Source organism: Desulfatiferula olefinivorans, from assembly GCF_054657895.1.
Map to the genome: position 1 here is coordinate 1 of NZ_BAAHXV010000010.1, position 22,129 is coordinate 22,129.

Annotated in this window: 16 protein-coding genes; 9 read left to right on the top strand and 7 right to left on the bottom strand. The window is 60.4% G+C overall.

Annotated elements, in window-relative coordinates; translation table 11 throughout:
* Positions 1–83 precede the first annotated feature (83 nt).
* The 3 genes from sat to ACYQ11_RS09060 form a co-directional block, all read right to left on the bottom strand.
* The gene (gene sat, locus ACYQ11_RS09050; RefSeq protein WP_459923459.1) at positions 84–1,268 is read right to left on the bottom strand and encodes a sulfate adenylyltransferase; all 1,185 of its coding nucleotides are present in this window, start codon (positions 1,266–1,268) and stop codon (positions 84–86) included.
* 301 nt (positions 1,269–1,569) lie between these two features.
* Entirely contained in the window at positions 1,570–3,102 is a 1,533-nt protein-coding gene (locus tag ACYQ11_RS09055) for a hypothetical protein (RefSeq protein ID WP_459923460.1), read from the bottom strand.
* A gap of 55 nt (positions 3,103–3,157) precedes the next feature.
* On the bottom strand, positions 3,158–4,705 hold the full coding sequence (locus ACYQ11_RS09060; protein ID WP_459923461.1) for an FG-GAP-like repeat-containing protein: 1,548 nt from the start codon (positions 4,703–4,705) through the stop codon (positions 3,158–3,160).
* Positions 4,706–5,019: 314 nt separating this feature from the next.
* On the opposite strand from ACYQ11_RS09060, the gene ACYQ11_RS09065 reads away from it, so the two are divergent.
* From ACYQ11_RS09065 to ACYQ11_RS09080, 4 genes are all read left to right on the top strand, one after another.
* On the top strand, positions 5,020–6,198 hold the full coding sequence (locus ACYQ11_RS09065; RefSeq protein ID WP_459923462.1) for an alginate export family protein: 1,179 nt from the start codon (positions 5,020–5,022) through the stop codon (positions 6,196–6,198).
* A 182-nt stretch (positions 6,199–6,380) separates the two neighbouring features.
* Positions 6,381–7,421, top strand: a complete 1,041-nt coding sequence (locus ACYQ11_RS09070; protein ID WP_459923463.1) for a lipid A deacylase LpxR family protein — start codon at positions 6,381–6,383, stop codon at positions 7,419–7,421.
* Between the two features lie 87 nt (positions 7,422–7,508).
* On the top strand, positions 7,509–9,362 hold the full coding sequence (locus tag ACYQ11_RS09075; RefSeq protein ID WP_459923464.1) for an ATP-dependent helicase: 1,854 nt from the start codon (positions 7,509–7,511) through the stop codon (positions 9,360–9,362).
* A 132-nt stretch (positions 9,363–9,494) separates the two neighbouring features.
* Complete coding sequence (locus tag ACYQ11_RS09080; protein ID WP_459923465.1) at positions 9,495–10,130, top strand: MBL fold metallo-hydrolase; 636 nt, start codon at positions 9,495–9,497, stop codon at positions 10,128–10,130.
* 4 nt (positions 10,131–10,134) lie between these two features.
* Here the strand turns inward: ACYQ11_RS09080 and ACYQ11_RS09085 are convergent, their stop codons facing one another.
* Positions 10,135–12,573: a response regulator gene (locus ACYQ11_RS09085; RefSeq protein WP_459923466.1), complete on the bottom strand. Its 2,439-nt coding sequence runs from the start codon at positions 12,571–12,573 to the stop codon at positions 10,135–10,137.
* A gap of 203 nt (positions 12,574–12,776) precedes the next feature.
* On the opposite strand from ACYQ11_RS09085, the gene ACYQ11_RS09090 reads away from it, so the two are divergent.
* The 3 genes from ACYQ11_RS09090 to ACYQ11_RS09100 are packed head-to-tail and all read left to right on the top strand — an operon-like array spanning position 12,777 to position 16,515.
* A complete protein-coding gene (locus tag ACYQ11_RS09090) occupies positions 12,777–14,135 on the top strand; it encodes a vWA domain-containing protein (RefSeq protein ID WP_459923467.1) in 1,359 nt (452 codons plus the stop codon).
* An 11-nt stretch (positions 14,136–14,146) separates the two neighbouring features.
* Entirely contained in the window at positions 14,147–15,814 is a 1,668-nt protein-coding gene (locus ACYQ11_RS09095; protein WP_459923468.1) for a sensor histidine kinase, read from the top strand.
* A complete protein-coding gene (locus tag ACYQ11_RS09100; RefSeq protein ID WP_459923469.1) occupies positions 15,811–16,515 on the top strand; it encodes a response regulator transcription factor in 705 nt (234 codons plus the stop codon). Before ACYQ11_RS09095 ends, ACYQ11_RS09100 begins: the two co-directional genes overlap by 4 nt.
* Here the strand turns inward: ACYQ11_RS09100 and ACYQ11_RS09105 are convergent.
* Both ACYQ11_RS09105 and ACYQ11_RS09110 read right to left on the bottom strand, forming a co-directional pair.
* The gene (locus ACYQ11_RS09105) at positions 16,510–17,058 is read right to left on the bottom strand and encodes a YceD family protein (RefSeq protein ID WP_459923470.1); all 549 of its coding nucleotides are present in this window, start codon (positions 17,056–17,058) and stop codon (positions 16,510–16,512) included. The two genes, ACYQ11_RS09100 and ACYQ11_RS09105, sit on opposite strands and share 6 nt — an antisense overlap.
* An 11-nt stretch (positions 17,059–17,069) precedes the next feature.
* Complete coding sequence (locus ACYQ11_RS09110) at positions 17,070–17,273, bottom strand: superinfection immunity protein (RefSeq protein WP_459923471.1); 204 nt, start codon at positions 17,271–17,273, stop codon at positions 17,070–17,072.
* 161 nt (positions 17,274–17,434) lie between these two features.
* Between ACYQ11_RS09110 and ACYQ11_RS09115 the strand changes: the two genes are divergently transcribed.
* Positions 17,435–18,283: an alpha/beta fold hydrolase gene (locus ACYQ11_RS09115; protein WP_459923472.1), complete on the top strand. Its 849-nt coding sequence runs from the start codon at positions 17,435–17,437 to the stop codon at positions 18,281–18,283.
* Here the strand turns inward: ACYQ11_RS09115 and ACYQ11_RS09120 are convergent.
* Complete coding sequence (locus ACYQ11_RS09120) at positions 18,253–19,185, bottom strand: DapH/DapD/GlmU-related protein (RefSeq protein ID WP_459923473.1); 933 nt, start codon at positions 19,183–19,185, stop codon at positions 18,253–18,255. The genes ACYQ11_RS09115 and ACYQ11_RS09120 overlap by 31 nt on opposite strands.
* A gap of 369 nt (positions 19,186–19,554) precedes the next feature.
* Here ACYQ11_RS09120 and ACYQ11_RS09125 point away from each other — a divergent pair, with 369 nt between their 5' ends.
* Positions 19,555–22,122, top strand: a complete 2,568-nt coding sequence (locus tag ACYQ11_RS09125; protein ID WP_459923474.1) for a mechanosensitive ion channel domain-containing protein — start codon at positions 19,555–19,557, stop codon at positions 22,120–22,122.
* The last annotated feature ends 7 nt before the right edge of the window (positions 22,123–22,129 follow it).

Here is a 22,129-nt window from a genome sequence, read left to right on the forward strand (position 1 = left end):
GCCAGAAAATAAAAAAACCCCCGCTCAGTCGAGCGGGGGTTTTTTGATTCATGCGATCGACGGTGCGCAGGGCACCGGGCCGATTATTGGAGAGACTGATAGTATTTGATCAGGATCTCGGCAACTTCGGGGCGTGAGAATTCTTTGGGCGGTTTGATGCCTTTGCCCAGCATTTCACGAACCTTGGTACCTGACAGGAGCACGAAGTCGTCTTTGGTGTGGCCTTCAACGCGGCTCATCATGACCACTTTGTTGAGTTTCTTGGAGTAAGCGGTGTGGTCGGCACGGTAAATGTCGATGGCCAGATCGTCTTTGGAGATGTTGTCGAAGATGGTCTGGGCGTCGAAGGGACCGTAGTAGTCGCCAACGCCGGCGTGGTCGCGGCCCACGATCAGGTGGGTACAACCGCAGTTCTGACGGAAGCAGGCATGGAGAACGGCTTCACGGGGACCGGCATAGAGCATGTCGAAACCGTAACCGGTAACCATAACGGTGTTGGGCGGAAAGTAAACTTCAACCATCTTGCGGATGCAGGCGTCGCGAACGTCGGCGGGGATGTCGCCTTTTTTCAGTTTGCCCAGCAGCATGTGGATGAGGATACCGTCGGCTTTTTCATCTTCGTAGGCCATGCGGCACAGTTCTTCGTGGGCCAGGTGCATGGGGTTACGGGTCTGGAAAGCGACAACTTTTTCCCAACCGCGCTTTTTCATTTCTTCACGGATTTCGACGGCGGTCTTGAAGGTGCCGGCGAATTCACTGGGGAAGTAAGAGAAGTTGAGAACCTGGATGGGACCGGAAATACAGACCTTGCCCACGCTGTTGAAGGTGGCCACGCCCACGTGTTCCATATCGTCGGTGCCGAAGATGGCTTTGGTCATGACGGCCATCTGGGCATCGGTGAACTCTTCGACGGCTTCTACATCCTGAATGGCGATCACGGGGTTGCCCTTGACGTTGGGGTCTTTGAGGGCGATGCGTTTGGCGCCTTTGATGGCTGCGGCGTCTTCGATCACGTTCAGAACGGGAGTCGGCCAGAACTGACCGGAGGCGGTTCTCATGTTTTCAGCCACGCCCATGGCGTCGGCCACGTTCATGTAGCCTTTGAGCGGGGTGAAGTAACCGCCGCCGAGCATAACGGCGTTACCGGCGGCAGCGGAGCTGACAACGATTGAGGGAAGGCCTTCGGCTTCCTTGATCAGAGCGGCGCGTTTGGCGTCGTCGGCCACGTACAGGGGCATCAAAGTGTCTGAACCAAGTGGTTTAATCATGTGTTTCTCCTCGGGTTGCCCGTAAGCAACGATTAAAGTATTGAATATAAAGGTTTTTTGCTAACCAATATGACCTCGATTAACCATGATGTAAGCGGCGACCGATTGAAGGCGACGGACAATCTGATTGGGCCGACAATCCGAATCTACCTTAAAAAGCCAGATTTTAATATCAATTGATCGCCCCGGTGTCAAGGGGAATCATGGCCGGTGTTGCCCCTCCCCTTCGGATGAGGGGCAACAAGCGTCAAGAAATTCAAGATATTGGACTGAATGTAAACCCAGTGTCCGGCGCCGGACCTCATTGCGCACCCAGGGGCTGGATGATGATCGACGAGGTCTGTTTGCTCAAAAACGAGGCTTTTTTCGGCTGGATCGCATAGATCAGCTCGGTGTTTCCGTCGCCGTTCAGGTCGGCCAGGGCGAAGTCGGGAATATAGCCCGGCAGCGCCTGGGTGGTCCAGGCCGTGTCAAAGGACAGCCCCGTCCAGGTGAGGGCGATGATCCGGCCTTCGACAAAGTTTCTAAGATTGCTGAACATCCGGGGGCTGGCGTTCCGGTTGGCCACCGTGACGACCTCGGTTTTACCGTCGCCGTCGACATCATCGGCCACGATCCGCGCAGGCAGGTAGAACCGTTCCTGATCAGTCGATTTCCGGGGCTCGATGAAGGCGGCCGAGCCGCCGTAGCGCTCGCTGCTTATCCAGCTTTCCTCACCGTGAAGATCGAGAACCCGGATATGGTCCGACGGGGTGTAGGCGGCCGTCAGAAGCCTGCCGGTGTTGAACAGGTCGGCCGTGTCAAAGGCGAACAGGTTCATGCCGGTGTCGGGCAGGGGGCAGGCCGATTCAACGCCATACCGGTCCGTTTTCGGATCCCGGGTCATGATCGAAATCGTATCGGCAAAATAGCCGTTGGCGAAATGCTGTTCCTGACCGAGAAGAACCGGCGCGCCGGTATCCGGACGTTTGCCCTTGCGGAAAAAAAAGTCCAGGTTTTTGGCGGTCTGGACAACATCTTTTCCGTTCCATTCGAAAACACAGGAGGCCGTCTGGCGGTTGCGGGTGTGGACGGCCGTGACGATGATCTCGTCGATGCCGTTGCCGTTGCCGTCATGGGTGTCGACGAACAGAACGGTCAGGTAGGTCAGGGCATCAAGGGGGCGGGCCGGGCCGAAGACGCCGTCTTTGAACGGCTGGATGAACACCTGATGCCGGTCGGCGAAGACGATGTCCCGGGTGCCGTCTCCGTCCACATCCCCGGTGGAAAGCGCGATGATTTCCGTGGGGTACTTGGGCGAGGTGACGGGATGGGCCGCAAGGACGGTTGACGATGTCGGCGAAGGGGCTGGGCGAGGGGTTTCGGTCCGGACCGCATCGGGTTCGGGCGCCGGCGTTTGCCCGAGGCTGACCGTTGCGGTGAATCCGGTCAGGGCGTCGAAGAGGGTGCTTTTGTCCGGCTCGATTTTGGAAAAAGCCGTCAGGGTTTCTCCCGAGCGGGTGTCGATCAGCCAGAGCGAGATGCTGACGCTCTGACCGAGAAAGGTCAGGCTGCCGGTGATCAGGGCGTCGCGGTTCTGTTCGGACGCCAAGGCAAGGGCCTTTTGCCGGTCGGCGGGGGCATCCGCCCGGGTCACGGTGAAGCCCCGTTCACTCAGGCGGCTGTCCATCAGGTCGGCCGCGCCCCGGCTGATGAAATCCATGGGGGTATCGGCGTGGACCGTCAGGGGGAAAAGCAAAAGGGTTCCGGTTTCAGCCTGACCCGTGCGGGGCAGGGCGGCAAGGATGACGGCCGCGGTTACGACAAGTGTGTAAACGATCGGGTTAAGCTTCATGACAGTGTTCTCCGCGCGATAAAGAATGGGTGATCATGGGCAACGGGAATCGATCCTAATAGATCCGCCATGCCTGGACGACAATGACGGCCGTGGGCTTTGCGAACAGTCCTTTGCCGGGCTGATTGACCGCATAGACCAGCTCGGGGCGTCCGTCGCCGTCAAGATCGGTCAGGGCCAGGTCGGCAATGGAGCCGGTGACGGTTTCGGTTTCGAACACGGGGGCGAAACCGAAATCCTTCCGTTTGAGAAAGTCGATCCGGCCCCGGCTGTAATGACGGAATCCGGAAAACAGATGGTTTGCTGTTTCCGTGTTGGCGATGCTGATCAGTTCGTTTTGGCCGTCGCCGTCCAGATCGCGGAAGATCAGCCGGGGTTCCAGGTAGAGATGAAGGGTTTTGTCCCGGTCATGGGGATCGTCCATGGCCATGAACCGGTCGCTGCCGCCGTAATCCCCGTCGCTTTCCCAGGTGAGGGCCATGGTGTCGTCGTGGACCCGGAGGCGGTGGTTGAAGGCGTAGAGGGCGTAGTGGGTGCCTCTCACATCCCGGGTGGCGGTCAGGGAGAACAGGTTGATGTCCGTCTGGGGCAGGGGCAGGGGCCGGAGCGATTCAGGGGCCGACGTCGGATCGTAAAATACCACGGGGCCGCCGAGCAGGGCGTTCAGGCCGTCGTTTTTCTGGGCGAGGACGGCCGCAGGTTCGCCGTTGGCGCGGTCCAGCCGCCGGAACAGCCAGGGGAGGTCCGATGCCCGGGTCTCAAACGATGACCCGGTAAAGGTGAGTACCCGTGAGGCGATGGTATGGCGGTCGGCACCCAGGATGGATACATAGAGTTCAGGATTGCCGTCGGCGTCCAGATCGGCCTGGTCCAGCCCCACCACATGATGATCGGCGGGCAGGGCCACATCGCGTGTCGGCGTGATGCGATCGGCGGCAAGGGAGAATACCCTGAGGCCATGGTCGTGGGCCGTGATCAGGTCCGGCTTTCCGTCCCGGTCCAGGTCGCAGATCACAAGGCCGGTGACCGCATCGCCCAGGGGGGCACTTTTCCAGGCCGACACCGATGAAAACACCGGCTGCCGCGGCGCGGTGGGCGGGGCTGATCCGGCCGGGTCCGGCATGGCGGGCGGTGTGAACAGGGCGGTGACCTGGTCCGTAAACCGGGTCAGATGGTCGAGAAGGGCGCCGTCGCCCGAACCGATGTCGTGAACATGCAGGCGAAGGCGACGGCTTGCCCGGTCGTAGACAAAGGCGTCGGTGCTCAGGGTGTCCCCCAGACGGATCACGGTGCCGTAGATCAGCACCTGCCCGTTAAGGGCCTCGAGGACCGCATGGGCCTCCTCGGGGGTCGGGGTCGTGCCTGCGGGGACAGACGGCGTGTCGGCCGGAACGTGTTTGAGTGTGCAGGTGTCACCGGAAAGACGGCTGGTTAAAAACGCGTCGATGCTTTTTCCGATCATCGTTTCCAGGTCCCGGTCCGGTGCGATGACCCGGAAGGGCAGAAGGTACAGGGCGGGCGGTTCTGCGGCCCGGAGCGCATCCGTGAAGCCTCCGGCGGTCAGAAGGCCCAGGATGAACAGAATGACGGTATGTTTTTTCAATGGTTTCCCCCCGATGATGTTCGGTTGCGGATTGAGGGTCGGTCACATGAGCCCTTAAATAGCACAGTCGGTTTTAAAATCAAACGGATTATCCGGTCGGTGCCGTGACGGAAGGGGGAGCGTCGTGTTTGAATTGTGTTAGGAATGATGATCCGGCCTGATTCATGTGATTTTCCTCTTGATCTTGGGGAAACCATGGCATATAAAAAACGACATTCACCGGCGGCCGTAAACCGATCGGTGGCTTCATGCCCAACAGGCTGTTTCTTATTAGGTTGCACATATAAAAAATTTGAAAAAAAGGAGAGGCTTCAATGAAAAGAATGATGGTTGTTTCTTTGGCGATGCTGCTTGTGGCGGCCCTGGCCCTGCCCGCGGCGGCCCTCGAAAACGAATTTGGCGGCTACTGGCGGACCCGCGCCTTCAGCCAGGTGGACATCGACGGCAACGACAGCGGCACCCTGTCCGCCGTGGACACCCGGACCCGGATCTACTACACCGCGAAATTCGACGAAAAATTCAAGTTTGTCAACAAGTTCGAATTCGACCCCGTCTGGGGTGACGATGTGGCCGGCGACATCGGCGCCGACGGCAAAGCCTGGTTCGAAATCAAAAACAGCTACGTGGACTTCATGCTCGGCGCGCACAATGTCAAGATTGGTATCCAGCCGGGCAAAATTGCCCGGGGTTTTATCTTTGATGAAGATTTTTCCGGTGTGACCGCCACCTTCAAAATCGGCGACATCAGCCTGCCGGTGATGTGGGCCAAAACGTCTGACGATGATTTGGGCGTAGGTGCTTCTATTGACAATACCAGCCGCGACTACCTGGCTTTGAATCCCGTGTTCAAGGTCAGCGATACCATGAACGTCAACCCCTACTTTGTTTATGACAAGGAACAGGGGTCCGATACGAACGTATTCTACCTGGGTGCCGACGTCGACATGAAAATGGACGCCACGAAAGTCTGGGGTACCGCGATTTTTCAGGGAGGCGAAACCGCCGGTGAGGACAATATGGCCTTCCTTCTGGCCGCCGGTGCCGACGCCGGTCTGGTTCACGGTCAGTTCTTCTACGCCAGCGGCGACGACGATGCCAACGACGGCGACAACAATGAGTTTGCCGGTGTGGCCGGTCGCACCTATTACTGGTCTGAAATCCTGGGTCACGGCCTGTTCGGCGACACGACCTTCGCCGGTAATCTGGCCGCCAACGCCCCCAACACCAAAATCAGCAACGTGATGGCCCTCAACGTGGGCACCACCGTGAAACCCATGGACAAACTGACCCTGATCGGCGATGTCTGGTACGCCATGCTGGCCGAAGAAGTGGGCGGTGAAGACGAACTGGGTCTCGAAGTGGACCTGCGGGCCTCTTACGCCATTCTGCCCAACCTCAAGCTGGATGTCGTGGCCGCCTACCTGATGGCCGGCGACGCCATCGGTGACGAGGATCCCATGGAATTCGGCACCATGCTTTCCCTGAGCTTCTAAGCGCCGCCGCAGTTTTTTAGCGAGAGCGTCTGATCATCGACCGGGCAGGAGTTCCTGCCCGGTCGTTTTTTTTGTGACCGGCGTTTCAAAGGACCCCGCGCTTGCCAAATTCTGAAAACCCTGTACAATGACAGCCAATCATGACCACGGGCGATCATTCGATACCAACGGTGCAGGCAACCATGCAAATAACGAGACGATGGACAGAGGCCGTCATCATCGGGCTTCTTGCGATGCTCATGCTGATCCCCCCTTCGTTTGCCGAAGTCTCCCCGGGTCACGACTGGTCCCTGGCGTTGATTTTTGAGAACGATTCCTTTGCCGGAACGGACATCGGGTACACCAACGGGGTGTTCATGACCTGCTCCAGCGGCTGGCGGGATGACGGCACCCTGCCTGAGGAGGACCTGATCCATGCCCTGTCCCGGCCTCTGGCCCGCACCCTTTCCGGCGCCATTGAATTCCGCAAGTGTTTTTCCTTTGGCCAGACCATGATTACCCCCAGCGACATCGAGCGGCCCGTCCCGGATCCCGAGGACCTGCCCTATGTGGGCCTTCTGTTCGGACGTTTCGGTGTGGAATACCAGAACACGACCCGGGCCACGGCCGCCACCCTGCTTCTGGGGGTGATCGGTCCCAGTTCCCAGGCCGATAAGACCCAGAAGGCCATCCACAAGATGATCGGGGTGCAAAAGCCCATGGGCTGGCATTATCAGCTCGACGACGAACCGGCGGTCAATCTGCATCTGGAACACAAATGGAAGGCGGCCGACGATTTGGCCCGGCCCGCGCTCTGGCCGCCGGGATATGACCTGACCGCCTATGCGGGCCTGGACGCGGGCAACATCATGAGCGATGTCAGGCTGGGCGGCATCCTCCGCCTGGGCAACGGCGGCAGCCGGTTTCCCGCCTCGGTCTACAAGGGCGGCATCGGGTCCACCCCGGATATCAATATCAGCACCGGAAGTACCCTGGTGGTCAACGCCCTGGCCGGGGTGGAGGTGTCCTACGTGTTCAACTCCATCATCCTTGACGGAAACACCGTCGGCGGGGTCGAACCCGAACTCGATCGGGTGCCCCTGACCGCCGACCTGTTCTGGGGCATGGGTCTGGGGTTCAGGCGATGGTGGTTTTCCATGGTCATGGTCCGGGGCACCAACATGCACGAGGCCCAGGACCGTCCCTTCAAATACGGCTCCATGACCCTGGGCTATACCTTCTGATTTCACCGATAAAACCCTTGCCTCAATCCGAACCATGTCGTATGGTTTGCCCGTTTTCTGACCCCTTGTTTTTTTAGGAGAGTGTTCATGGAGTTATCGGCCCAGCAGCACGATGCGGTCTGTCACATCGGTTCGCCCGCCCTGGTGGTGGCGGGGGCGGGATCGGGCAAGACCCGGACCCTGACGGCGAAAATGTCTTATCTGATCGATCGGGGCTTCGACCCCACACGGCTTCTGGCCATCACCTTCACCAACAAGGCCGCCGAGGAAATGAAGACCCGCCTGGTCCGCCAGACGGGCCTGCCCATCGAAAAATTCCCCTGGGTCCGGACCTACCACAGCGCCTGTTTCGCCATTTTGAAGGTCCATGCCGGACTTATGGGCTACCGTCAGCCCCTTCAGATTTTCAGCGCCTACCATCAGCAGAAGACCTACAAGGAGATCGCGGCGGCCATGAACATCGACCGGAAGAACATTCCCGGCCTGATGAGCGATATCTCCCGGGCCAAGAATTCCGGCGATCCGGAGGCCTTCATCCAGAATCTTTCCGCCATCAAACGGACCATGACCGCCAATGTGTTTCGGGCCTACGAACAGGAGCTGAAGGCGAAAAACGCCCTGGATTTCGACAACATTCTCCTTCTGGTCCGGGACCTGTTGCGGGATCATCAGACGGTCCGCGATTATTACCGGAACCTGTTTCAGTTCATTCTGGTCGACGAGTATCAGGATACCAACAATATCCAGGAGGAAATCACCGGTCTGTTTCTCGGCCACCGGAACCTGTTCTGCGTGGGCGACGACTGGCAGGCGGTCTACGGATTCCGGGGCAGCAACGTCAACCATTTCCTGTCCTTTCCGGAAAAATACCCCGACGGGAAGATCTACCGGCTGGAGCAGAACTACCGGTCCGCCGACGAGATCGTCCAGATCGCCAACCACCTGATCGGCAACAACGCCGCCCGCATGAGCAAGACCTGTTTTTCGGACAAGCGGGGCGGGCTGGTGGACATCCACGAGTTCCCCAACGAGTTCGAGGAGGCCCAGTGGGTGGCCCGGAAAATAAGGTCCATGCGTGGCATGGGCGTTCCCTATTCGTCCATGGCCGTCATGTACCGCACCAAGTCCTGTTCGCTCTGGTTTGAAAAAACCTTCCGCCGCATGGACATCCCCTACACCATGATGGGGTCCAAGGGCTTTTTTGAGCGCAAGGAGGTGCTGGACATCAACTGCTACCTGATGGCGGCCCTGTTCCCCGAGGACGATGTGGCCTTCGAGCGGATCATCAACACCCCCAAACGGGGCATCGGCCCAAGCATCCTGAAAAAGATCGCGCAAACCCGGGTGCCCGGCACCGGCCTCCAGGCCGCGGCCCGGATACTCGTGCGGGACCGTCTGCTCAGCACCAAGGTCCACGGGGCCCTGACCGAGCTTCTGGACAGCCTGGACCGCTATAAAACCATGCGCCCGGACGAGGCCATGTACGATGTGATCGATACCTTCAAATACATGGACCATCTGTCCGATTACAGCAAGACCCGGGAGGAATTCGATTCGCGCAAGGACAACGTGGATGAACTGATTTACAACGCCTCTTTGAAAGGCACCATAGAAGAGTACCTGGAGGAAATCGTCCTGATCAACGAGGACAAGGACGACGAGGCCGATAAGCGCGGGGTCCGTCTGTCGACGGTGCATGCCAGCAAGGGTCTGGAGTACGGCCTGGCCTTTGTGGTGGGGGTGGAGGAGGAGCTGTTCCCCCACTGGCGGTCGTTGATGTCCGCGTCGGAGATCGAGGAGGAACGGCGCCTGATGTACGTGGCCGTCACCCGGGCCGAACGGTATCTGTACATCACCTCGGCCCAGCAGCGACGCAACCGGCCCAGCCGGCGAAGCCGCTTCGTGGGCGAGCTGAAAAAAGCCCTGGCCGCGTGCACCTGACGGCTTTCGTTTTGATGGGCACGCTTTGCTTTGCCCATCCTGCCGTGTTGCGCCCGTAGGGTGGGCAAAGCAAAGCGTGCCCACCACCGGAATAACCGGACTTTTTTTGAAAATATGCCCCGGGAGTGTGTGATGCCCCTTCAGATCGTTCAGATTCCTTTGTCGATGATGTCCACCTTCGCCTACCTGGTGGGCGATCCGGTGTCCCGGACGGCCCTGGTCGTCGATCCGGCCGCCGATACGGGAAAAATTCTGGCCGCCGCCCGGGGTCGGGACTGGATCATCACCCGGATCGTCAACACCCACGGCCATGCCGACCATACGGCGGGCAATGCCGCCATGGCGGCGGCGACTTTCGCACCCATCCTGATTCACCGGCTGGACGCGGAGCGCATGAGGAATCTGGCCGGCAGGGCCTTCTGCCGGGTTCTGGGCGGCAAGGTGTCGCCCCCGGCCGACCGGCTGCTCGACGACGGGGATCGTCTGACCCTGGGGTCGGAAACGCTGACCGTGCTGCACACCCCCGGCCACACCCCCGGCGGGATCTGCCTTTATACCCCCGGTCATGTGATCACCGGCGACACCCTGTTTGTTTCAGGTGTGGGCCGAACCGATCTGCCCGGAGGCTCCATGGGTACGCTGACGACATCCATCCGGAAAAAAATTTTTACCCTGCCCGATGATACCCTGATCTGGCCCGGCCATGACTACGGCCCCACCCCCCAGTCCACCGTGGCCCGGGAAAAAGCGTTTCACGGCCTGGGTTGACCCGTCAGGCCTCGCCGGTGATCCGGTCCGCTTCGATCCGGAACCGCTCGAAGGCCTGTGCCGTTTCCGAAAGCGTTTTTTCGATGCGGGGCCGGTCCTCGTCGATCAAGGCGGATTCCAGACGGGCGGCAGAGGCCAGAAGCTCTTCGGCCCCGAGATTGGCGGCGGCGCCCTTGAGGGAGTGGGCCGTGAGCCGTGCCCGGGCGATATCCTCCCCCGTGAGGGCCGACCGTATCTCATCCTCAAATCCCGCAAAACAGGTCCCGTATTCCCTGAGCATGGTGTCGTAGAACTCCCGGCTCGCCCCCAACCTGGCGACGGCCTTGTCCACATCCAGCACGGGCGGCTTTGTGCGGGCTTCAGACGGACTTTCCGGCGGGGTCTCATGGTTCCGATCGCCGATCGTCAGATTTTTTTTCAGCACGGACAGCAGGCGTCGGCTGTCGATGGGTTTGGACACGTAATCGTTCATGCCGGCCTGCAGGCAGGCCTCCCGGTCGCCGGACAGGGCGTTGGCCGTCATGGCGATGACGGGCAGTTCGGCAAGGCTCAGGTCCTGACGGATGCGCCGGGCCGCTTCGAGGCCGTCCATGTCCGGCATCTGGACATCCATCAGCACGCCGTCGTAAGTGCTCTCGCGCAGTTTGTGAAGGGCCACCCGGCCCGTTTCCGCCGTATCCACCGAGGCCCCCGCCAGCCGGAGCAGTTCCATGGCGATCATGCGGTTGACCGGGTTGTCTTCGACCAGAAGCAGGTGAACGCCGGAAAGGACCCGGGCCGTGCGAGGATCGCCGCCGGGCACCCCGGACCGTTCAGGGCGAAAGCCCCGGGCGGTCATGAGGGCGTCAAACAGGGTGGATTCCTTGACGGGTTTGGAAAGGGTCAGGGCCCCCGCCGGATCGTCGTGATTCAGGTCATGGAAAGACCTGAGCAGCAGCACGGCGGGGGGGCGGGGGCAGAGGGACACAAGGCGGTCCCGGGCCGTCTTTCCGGCGTCCGGCTCAAGGGCCTCTCCGAGGATGAGAATGTCGAACGGGTCTTCCCGGTGGGCGTCGATCAGGGCCCCGGCGTTTTCAGTATCGGCGGCCGATTTGAACCGGAAGCCGAACCGGCCCAGCATCTGGGCCAGCACCTTGCGCGCCCGGGGGCTTTTGTCGGCCACCAGAATGTGGATGTCCCGTCCGTCTGACGCAAGGGCGGGCACATCCTCTTCCTCGTCCAGGTAGCCCGCCCGGATGGTGAAGGTGAAGGTGGTGCCCGCGCCGGGTTCGCCGGTCACCCGGATGTCTCCGCCCATCATGTGGATGATTTTGCGGCAGATGGCCAGCCCCAGGCCCGTGCCGCCGTATTTTCGGGTGATCGAGCTGTCCGCCTGGGAAAAGGATTCGAACAGCTTTCCGCCCAGGGCGGGATCGATGCCGATGCCCGTGTCCTCGACCTGGAACATCAGCTCGAAATCCTCTTCGGAAAAGGTGCTGACCGTGACCGACAGGCAGATCTGTCCCCGGCTCGTGAATTTGAAGGCGTTGGACACAAGATTGACCAGCACCTGACGGAGACGGTAGGGATCGGCCACGATCCGGGTCGGCACATCGGGGTCCACGTCCACGATAAATTCGATGGCAGGGTTTTGGGCCTTGACCATGAACATGTCGGAGACCTCGTCGATCAGTTCGCGGATGCTGAAGGGGGTGCTCTCGAAGTCCAGCTTGCCGGCCTCGATTTTCGAGACATCCAGAATGTCGTTGATCAGGTTGAGCAGGGACCGGGACGAGGACCTGACGATGGTGATGTATTCCTGCTGCACCGGGCTTAAGGGGGTGGTGAGCAGAAGATCGCCCATGCCGATGATGGCGTTCATGGGGGTCCGGATTTCATGGCTCATGTTGGCCAGAAATTCGCTTTTCACCCGGTTGGCCCGGTCCGCCGATTCTTTGGCGTCCTGAAGTTCCCGGTTGAGGGCCTCCAGCTCGGCGGTGCGGTCCCTGACCTTTTCCTCCAGCCGGCCGCTGTACCCCTTCAAGGCTTCGTGGGCCTCGTTCAGTTCGTCCTGATTGCGCCGCAGCTGGTCGTTCAGGCGGTTGGACCGCTCGATTTCCCGGTTGAGATTGTCGTTCTGCCGGCCCACCACCACCCCGGCCAGGATCAGAAAACCGCCCCAGGCCGTCAGATACAGGTAGTAATCCGACATCTGGTGGGGCAGGGTCATGGCTTCGGGACGGGCCAGGGTGAACAGAACCACATAGATGATGCACATCAGCGCGCCCATGGCGGCCTGGCGCGCACCCATCATGTATCCGGCGATGATTACCGGCAGGAAATAGAAATTGAAAAACGCGATCTTGTTTTCGAACAGATGGCTGATCACCAGGACGGCGGCCAGAATCGTGATCACGAAAAGCCATTCGTATTTTCGTCTGAAAAGGAATCGGATCTTATCCATGGGGTTCTTTCATCGATAGAGAATTTCGGTAACTTCGGCTTGATGTGACCAACAGCCTATCAAAGCATGAAAGTTTTTTACAGGTTTTTTACATCCTTTTTACCCGGCAGTGACATCTTTTTTTCGAAGGGGGGCTATGCTTGAGCCAAACACTTGCGCCAAACGGAAAAAAACGATAACCCATGTCAGGAAAGGAACACGTTATGAAAACAAAGATGATGACACCCATGATGAAACAGACCCTGCTGGCGGTCGTGCTGGGACTGTCGATGATGATCGCGGTATTCGCGGTGCGCTGCGATGCCGCCGCCGTGACCTGCCGGGTGGAAACGGACCGGGACGTTCTCCCGGCCGGCGAGGCCCAGACCGTGGTGCTCAAGGTGACCCTCGCCGCGCCGCCCGCGCCTGTCGCCCATCAGCGCCCGGCGGTGAACCTGTCCCTGGTGCTGGACAGGTCCGGCTCCATGTCCGGCGATAAAATTGCAAAGGCCCGGGAGGCGGCCATGGAGGCCGTACGCCGCCTGAGCCCCCGGGATATCTTTTCCCTGGTGGTCTACGATGATCAGGTGAGAACCCTGATCCCGGCCCAGCCCGTGGAAAACATCGAGGCCATCATCGCGAAAATCCGGACCATCGAACCGGGAGGCAGCACGGCCCTGTTCGGCGGTGTCAGCCAGGGGGCCGCCGAGATACGCAAGCATCTGTCGGGGGATTATATCCATCGCATCATCCTTCTGTCCGACGGCCTGGCCAATGTGGGGCCCCAGACCCCCGAGGACCTGGGGCGGCTGGGAGCGGCCCTGGTCAAGGAGAGGATCTCCGTCACCACCGTGGGCGTGGGCACCGATTACAACGAGGACCTGATGGCCCGTCTGTCCCAGCAAAGCGACGGCAACATCTATTTTGTCGAGCGGAGCGCGGACCTGCCGGGAATTTTTACGGCGGAGCTGGGCAGCGTGCTCAATGTGGTGGCCACCGGCGTCAAGCTGATCATCGAGCTGCCGGACCAGGTCAGCCCCCTGTCCATCATCGGCCGGGACGGACGGATTAGGGGCCGTGAGGTGGAACTGTTCATGAACCAGCTTTACGGCGATCAGGAAAAATACGCCCTGCTCGACGTGCGTCTGCCGCGGACGGAGAACGGAAAAAAAATGGAAATCGCCCGGGCCAGGGTGTATTATGAAAACCCCGTAACCGGGGCGAACGAAATGAGCGAGGGCGTGAAAATCGCCGGCTTTTCCACCGATGCGTCCAAAGTCAAACAGTCGACCAACATCGCCGTGGTCCGGGAATACCAGATGAATCTCAACGCCCTGGCCCAGGAAAAGGCCATCCGCCTGTCCGATGAAGGCCAGGTAAAGGAGGCGGCCAAAACCCTGAAGGAATCGGCGGCCCAGTTGAAAAGCCTGGGCGGAACCTATGCGGACACGGCCCTGCTCGAAGAGGCCGAGGCCCTGGAACAGAAAGCCGAGACCATCGAGCGGGAAGGCATGAGCAAGAAAAGCCGCAAGGTGCTTCGGACGGAAAGTTATCAGTTGAAAAACCAGCAGTATGAAAAATAAAGGTCTCGAATATGATCCATGACACCCGGCGCAGCACCGTCATCTACCTGCTGCTGTTGATCGTTCCCACCTTGATTCTGGGCGGGGCCGGGCTGCGCCTGCTGGTCCATGAAAAGGACCGCATCCGGACCCAGGCCCTGGCCTCGCTGACCGACCGGGCCGGGGCCCTGGCCGAAAGCCTGGTGCTGACGGTGTCCGAGGTCGAGGCGGGTCTGACCCGTTCCCTGTCGGCCATGAATCCCGACCGCCTGGAGGCGGACCTCCGCACCTGGCAGGAGACCCATCCCCTGGTGAGAAACGTCTTTGTCTGGACGGATTCAGGCCTGGTCTATCCCCCGGACAGCCCGGCGGCCACGGCCGAGGAGAGGCGGTTCATCCGGCGCTACGAGGCCCTGTTTACCGGACGCCTGGCCTGGGATTTCGGGTCGCCGGACCGGATGAACGAGCCTTTTGCGCCTTCCGTTTCCTCCTCCTACGGCGGAGAACTCCGGCGCATGAGCGAGGCCCGGCGGGATCTGCTGAACCTGGCCAAGGACGGCCCGATTCAGGCCGGGGCCGATTCGGACATGCGCTGGGGTTTTATTCCCTGGTTCGCCGAAAACCAGCTGTTTATCCTCGGCTGGGTTAAGCGGGAGAAGGACGGCCCCGTCTACGGCCTTGAACTGGAAACCATGGCCCTTTTGTCCCGTCTGATCGCCCAGATGCCGGTGATCAACGACGATCATGCCGCCTACGCCCTGATCGGGGGCGACGGCCGTCTGCTGCATCAATCCGGGGCGTTCCCGGTGTCGGCGGATCAGAAACCCGCGGTCAGTGTGCCGCTGTCGGGACTTCTGCCCCATTACCGCATCGCCTTTTACCTGTCCGGACCGGATCTGACCGGCGGACGGGGGCTGGTGATGGTGGCGGGGATGTTTCTGATTCTGGCCACCGCCGCCCTTTTCACCGGCGGACTCCTTCTGATCCGGGACAGCCTTCGGAGCATGAAAGACGCCATGGAGAAGACCTCCTTTGTGTCCAACGTGTCCCACGAGTTGAAAACACCGCTGACCACCATCCGCATGTATGCCGAACTTCTCCGGGAGGGCCGGGTGACCTCGCCTGAAAAAACCGGTCATTATCTGTCGGTGATCGTCTCGGAAAGCCGGCGGCTGACCCGGCTGGTCAACAACGTGCTGGATTTCGGAAAGCTGGAGCAGGGCCGCAAGCATTACACCCGTGCCCCTCTTGATCTTTCGGCGGTGGTGCGGCAGATCATCGAGGCCCACGGGGACCGGCTGCTGGACGCCGGGCTTTCGGTGCATCTGACCCTTCCGGACGAGCCCGTTGTGGTGTCCTCGGATCGGGACGCCCTCGAACAGGTGATGCTGAACCTTCTGGACAACGCGGTGAAATATGCCGCAGACGGGCATTGGCTGGGGGTGGAGCTGGGGAACGCTTCGGACGGCCGGGGCGTTGAACTGCGGATCAGGGACCGGGGGCCGGGGATTCCGCCCGGGCATCGTTCCCGGATTTTCGAAACCTTTCACCGGGTCGACAACAGCCTCACCGCCGGGCAGGCCGGGTCGGGATTGGGGCTGAGCATCGCCCGCCGGATCATGCGGGACCTTAAAGGCGACATCCTCTATCAGCCGGAGGCGGACGGCGGAAGCTGTTTCCGGGTCAGGATTTTATCATGACAAAGCCCATTCATATTCTGGTGGCCGAAGACGATGCCCACATCCGCACCGGCCTGATCGATACCCTGGAAAGCGAAGGCTACCGGGTCACGGCAGCGGCCGACGGAAACGAGGCCCTTTCGCGTTTCGAGAGCGAGACCGCAGATCTGGTGCTTCTCGATGTGATGATGCCCGGAAAAAGCGGGTTTGACCTCTGCCGGCTTTTAAGGGACCGGGACCCCGATCTGCCCATTTTGATGCTTACGGCCAAGGGCGAGGAAATCGACAAGGTGTTGGGGCTGAAGCTGGGGGCCGACGATTACATCACCAAACCCTTCGGCATCCATGAACTGCTGGCCCGCATCGAGGCGGTGCTTCGCAGGTGCCGGAAACGCGTGGAACCCTCCGGCAGTCCGGACGCGGTGTTTTTCTTCGGCGGGCGGCGGGTCGATCCCCGACGTTACACCCTGGAGAAAAACGGACAGACGATCAGTCTGACCGATCGGGAACTCAGGCTGCTGCGTCTGTTCCATGCCCATTCCGGCGAGGTGCTCAGCCGGGAGACGCTGCTCAACGCGGTCTGGGGCATCGACTATTTCGGCACCACCCGGACCCTGGACCAGCATGTGGCCCAGCTAAGAAAAAAAATAGAAGACGATCCGGCCGCGCCCATGGTGATCACCACGGTTCACGGGGTGGGCTACCGGTACCGCGCATCATGATTTGAGTTTTTTGAGAGCCTGAAACGCCGGGTGCCCCACCACGGGGTTGCAGGTGCAGGGGGCAAGGTTCAGGTTGGCGCCGCAGGACGGGCACAGCCCCTTGCACAGATCCGAACACAAAGGGTGCAGGGGAAGGCCGAGCACCACCTGTTCCTCGATGATGTGCCGAAGCTCGATCACATCCCCCGAATAGTATTCGGTGGCGATGTCCTCCTCCCCGATTTCCATGTCCAGTTCCTCCTCGCCGGGGACCGTTTCGGTGCCGTCGGTCTTGATGAATCCCAGAACGAAGGTCTGTCTGAACGTGTATTCAAAGGGCTCCAGGCACCGTCCGCAGTCCATGCGGAGGCTGGTCGCGATCCGGCCGGTCACCTCGATCACGTCGCCTGTCTGGACCTGTGCGGCCAGGGAGACGTCAATGGGGGCGGTGAAGGCGTATTCGCCTCTGTCGATCAGTTCGGCCAGGACGGGAAACTCGCGGGCATCGGCGCTGAATGACCGGGAGAGGCCCCCGTATGGGATATGGGATACGGTGATATGCATGGCGGTCCTTTCTACAGGTTCGTTGGTTCGGTTGTCCGGGTATCCTTGTCCCAGCCCATGGCCGTGCGGAAGGCGAACACCCAGAACAGAATCGACCAGCCCAGCAGCAGGTTGGTCACAACAATCTCGCTGCGCCGGGGGTGCCGGGTGAAAAGGGCGATGGCCGACGGGGCGAAGTACACGCACAGGGCGATGCCTAAAACGGTCAGCAGCATGATGTCTCCTCGTTTTGGGGTTCATGGAATTTTTCATCATCATTACCATAAAACAAGCGACTTTGAAATACGTCTTGCGACTTGAATTAGCAGGCGGGCAATGATATGGCTGGATCAACCGACCTGTCAATTATAAGAATCATAAGGATAACAAAAACGCGATGATCGAGGATATTCTTGCGGGCGGCGCTGTCCGCCTGACCACACGTCCGGTGACCGTCTCCGACGGCGTGACCCTTTCGCTCTACGATTTTCAGCCGAAAAACCCTGCCTCGCCCCTGCCGGTGCTGGTGTTCGTGCCGGGATGGGTGTCACTGATGTCCGGATGGACCGAGGTTCTGAAGGTGCTGACCCCGAAGGCTCGGGTACTGTATCTGGAAACCCGGGAAAAACGAAGCGCGCGGCTGCCCGAAGGCCCCTTGCCCGAGTTTACCCTGGCGCGGATGAGTGCGGACCTGGCCGAGGTGATTGGTCAGGAACTGCCGGAGGACACGCCGTTCGTCCTGGCGGGAAGTTCCCTGGGCGCCACGGTGATTCTGGAGTACCTGAACGGCCAAAACGCCCGCCTTCCCCGGAACACCGTCCTGATCTCACCGATTACCGAGGTGGATTTTCCGATGTGGGCCCAGTGGATCATCCGCTGGGTGCCTCCCTCGGCCTATGCCCTGATCAGGTATGTCGCCATTTTTTACCTGACCCGTTTCCGGGTCGACAAACGGAAGGAACCGGAACAGGCGGCCAAGTACACCGGCACCCTGATGGCGGCCGAACCGGTGCGCCTGAAAGCCAACGCCCGGGCCCTGTCCGGGTATTCGGTCTGGAACCGGCCGACCGGGGTCGACGCACGGATTCTTCTGGTGGGGGCGCGGACCGACAAACTCCATGGGCTTGACGATCTCCGGCGGATGGCCGAAGCCCTCCCCCAGGCCCGGCTGTCGATCATGGAAAGCAATCGGGCCACCCACAGTGCGGCGGTGGCTTATTTGCTGCTTGACGAACTTACGCTCTGACGGATCACGATCCGGGGCCGCGGGGCGGACGTCGCCGTCGACGGAGCGGCCGGGGCCTGAGCGGGGGCGGGGGGACGGCCGGTGCGGTAGGCGTCGGCCATGGCCTGGGTGGACAGGGTGGTCATGTCCGGAATCAGGGAGAAATCCGGCACCGTGATGCCCCCACGGATCTTGACCCCGTTGCCCAGGTGGCAGCCTTTTCCGATCCGAGCCCGGTCTTCGATCAGCACGTGATGCCCCATGTGGGTGGCGAAACCCACCTGGCAGTGATCGCCGATTTTGACGCTGACGCCGAACGTGCAGTCGAACCCGACGACCGTGTGATGGCCGATGCGGGTGCCGCAGCCGACAATGCATCGCGCCCCGACGAGCGTATGATCGCCGATGGCGATGGGGGCCAGAATCAGGGTGCCCGGTTCGGGCTCCACATGCCCGTAGAGCACGGCCCATCCGCCGATCATGCAGCGCTCGCCGAAGCTCAACAAATCGAAATCACTGAGAAAGGAGCTGGAGATCCCAGAACTGTAGGCCAGTTTGACGCCGAACAGTTTCAGGCAGAGGTAGCGCAGAATATCGTTGGTGAAGATGATCCGGTTGAAGGGGGTCAGCACGTATTCGGTCAGCGACCGGCTGAGAAACCAGACAAAGACGTGACGGTCCGTGTCGAATTTGTACGTGCCCGGTTTGAGTCGGGGCAGGCAGAGGGTTTTGAGGGTTCCGGCGAGGATGATCAGGCAGACCAGAAACAGGTAAAAGGCCGCAGGAACGGTGAACACCAACCAGGGAAACCCCAGCCCCATCCCCCAGCGCACCAGCGCCCAGGCGGGAATCAGGGCCAGGCCGTAGAGTAAAACACCGAAAACCATCACCATCATATCGTAGGAACGTTCGAGAAGACGCACGGTTATGCCTCCTGTTGTCGTTGGGCTTGATGGGAGGGGTTGTAACCGGTTTTGGGTTTTTTAACAAGTGTTTTATGGTCGCGGGCGGTGGGCGGAGGCGGGCACGGACACACGGACGGACACGGACAGACACGGACTTGCACGGACACACGGACGCACGGACGCACACGGACTGCCGTGAACCACCGCGTGAAGGAAACGTCCGTGCAGGCCGCTTGAAGGGCAAGTCCGTGTCTGTCCGTGCTTGTCCGTGGTCGTCCGTGTGTCCGTGGTCCCTGCCCCCCCGCCCTTGCCCCCGCACCCAAACCATGATACATTCCAATCCGTTCACCCCCGGCATCAACCCAACTGACACGGAACCGTCGACGCATGAAACACAGGCCCATCCCGACACTTTTTTTTGCCGTTCTGATCGGCATGTTTGCCCTGGCTGCCTTGCCCGGCCGGGTTACCGCAGACACCCCCGGGGTCGGAACGGACGATCCGGTGACTGTTTTCGGCCTGGAGCAGTCCATCGATCAGGCCCTGGACCGTGAAAAGGTTCAGGTCGAGACGTTTCGCCGGGAATTGGCGGATGTCAAAGAGCGGGAACGGTCCATCGGGTCGGAGCTGGCCACCCTCAAGGTCCAGTATTCGATTTACTCCAACCTCTTGATTATGCCGGAAACCCCGGTCCGAACGCTGGAGCAGAGTTTCACCGGCAACGTGGCGGCCCAGGGCAGTGCCGGGGTCCGGACGGCGGATTTCAAAGATAAACGGGAAAAGGCCCAGGTTCTTCTCACCCAGACCGACGATCAGATCAGGCTCAATGACGAGCAGCTCACGAGTATCCGGGCCCACAGGAATCCGGGGCCCGATGCCCAGGTGCTGATCGAGAAGCTCAGGCAGCTTCTCGATCAGCTCAACCGGAAAAAAAAGATTCTCGAACAATTGGCGGTCCTCTACGAGGCCTATGAACGTCATTACGCCGAGCTTCGGGATCAGTTCTCCGCACTGTCCGGCACCTTTGACCGGGAGATCCGGAGCCGCAGGAAGCAGAATCTTATCCAGCGGACACAAAATGTGCTTTTCTCGAAAACGCCGGACCAGATGCTGGCGGATCTGGCTGCACTGCGGGAGCTGCCCGGGACCCTGATGACGGAACTTTCCGCGTTTCGGGCACTGGTTTCCGGCTCGGATATTTCGGGTCCGGTGATTCTGGGGCTGTTGTTCGTTTTTCTTCAGTATGTGCTGTTCAAGATGTCGCGGGCTCTGCCCCGTCTGGACGCCCGGCCTTTTTTTCAATCGTCGGTCTGGGCGGCCATGGCCCTTGCGGTTATCCGGCGATCCCTGTTTCTTACGGGCAACAGCCTCTTTCTGATCGCCTGCGGCGCCCTGCCTCTGGTTCGGGTCAAGTATCCGATGATCGTCGCGGCCGAGCAGATGCTGACGATCGTTCTGCTCAGCCGCTGGATCATCGATATTCTGACCTTCTTTCCGTCCGATCAGACGACCTTTTTGTCTCGGCCGATCCGGGCTCGTCTGAAAGGGATCGTCCGGCTGATCCGACTGTACGCCCTGGTGTATGTGCCGTGTGTCTGGCTGCTGGATTCGGATCATATGCTGCCGGTTCTTCTGCGCGTGGTGTTCGCCGTCCTTTTGTATGTCCGTCTGATTGGCCTGGCCAAGCTTCCGGGCCGGATGACGGCCCCGTCCGAGCGGGGGCCGCGGACCGTCGCCGTGGTGTCGGCCCTGCCCGTGTCCGTCACCGTGCTGATGTTTGCCGGTTTGATTTTCGATCTGGCCGGATACACCCCGCTGGTGCTGTTCGTGGGTGCAGCGCTGTGCCGGACGGGGGTGGTGGCGGCATGGGCCGTGGTTTTCTTTTTGATTCTGAAGGATTATAAAAAGACCGGCCATGCCCTTGCCGAAGGGGACAGTGACGATGGGGCACTTCCGGTACCCAACGCCCACTGGTTCATGTCCCTGGTTTTTTCGCTGGTCTGGTTTGTCTGCGTTTTTTTGGGCATCATTTATGTCTGGGGCGGGAAACAGGCGGTGGCCCAGGGCATCTACACCGGCTACACCACACCCCTTCGCGTGGGGGACATGAGCTTCAGCCTGATGGGGGTGACGGCGGCGCTGGTCCTCCTTGTGATCACCCACGGGGCCTCCCGGCTGTGGCGGGATCTCTTGCAGAGACGGCTGCTCACGGACAGCGGGATGGATATCGGGGTCCGGGAGTCCATCGCCACGATCAGCACCTATCTGATCTGGATCGTGGGCATCCTCATGGCTCTGAACGTTTTCGGCCTGAACATGACCTCCATCACCGTGGTGCTGGGGGCTCTGGGTATCGGGCTGGGCTTTGGACTCCAGAACATCTTCAACAATTTTTTAAGCGGCATCATTCTGCTGTTCGAGCGGCCCATTCAGGTGGGTGACGATGTGGAAATCAACGGGACCTGGGCCAATGTCCGAAAGATCAATGTCCGGTCCACCGTGGTCCAGACTTACGACAACGCCACCTTGATCATCCCCAACTCGGATTTTATCAGCAATCAGGTGACCAACTGGAGTTTCAAGGACAAACGGCTCAGGCGGAACATCACGGTGGGGGTGGCCTACGGCTCCGATCTGGATAAGGTGCGCGATACCCTGCTCGGCGTTGCCGACACGACGCCCCGGGTACTCCGGCTGCCCAAACCCGATGTGATTTTCAAGGATTTTGGAGACAGTGCCCTGATTTTCGTGCTGCGTATCTGGACCCGGGTCGAGTATTTCTATTCGGTGGAGTCGGCCCTTCGCTTCGAAATCGACCGTCTGTTCCGGCAGCGGGGCATCGAGATCGCCTTTCCCCAGATGGACCTTCATTTAAGGTCCATCCCGCCGGAGCCTGTCGTCAGCTTAGGCGACGATGCGCCGCCCGAAGGGACCGCAGCTCCCGACACACCGTAATCCGGGT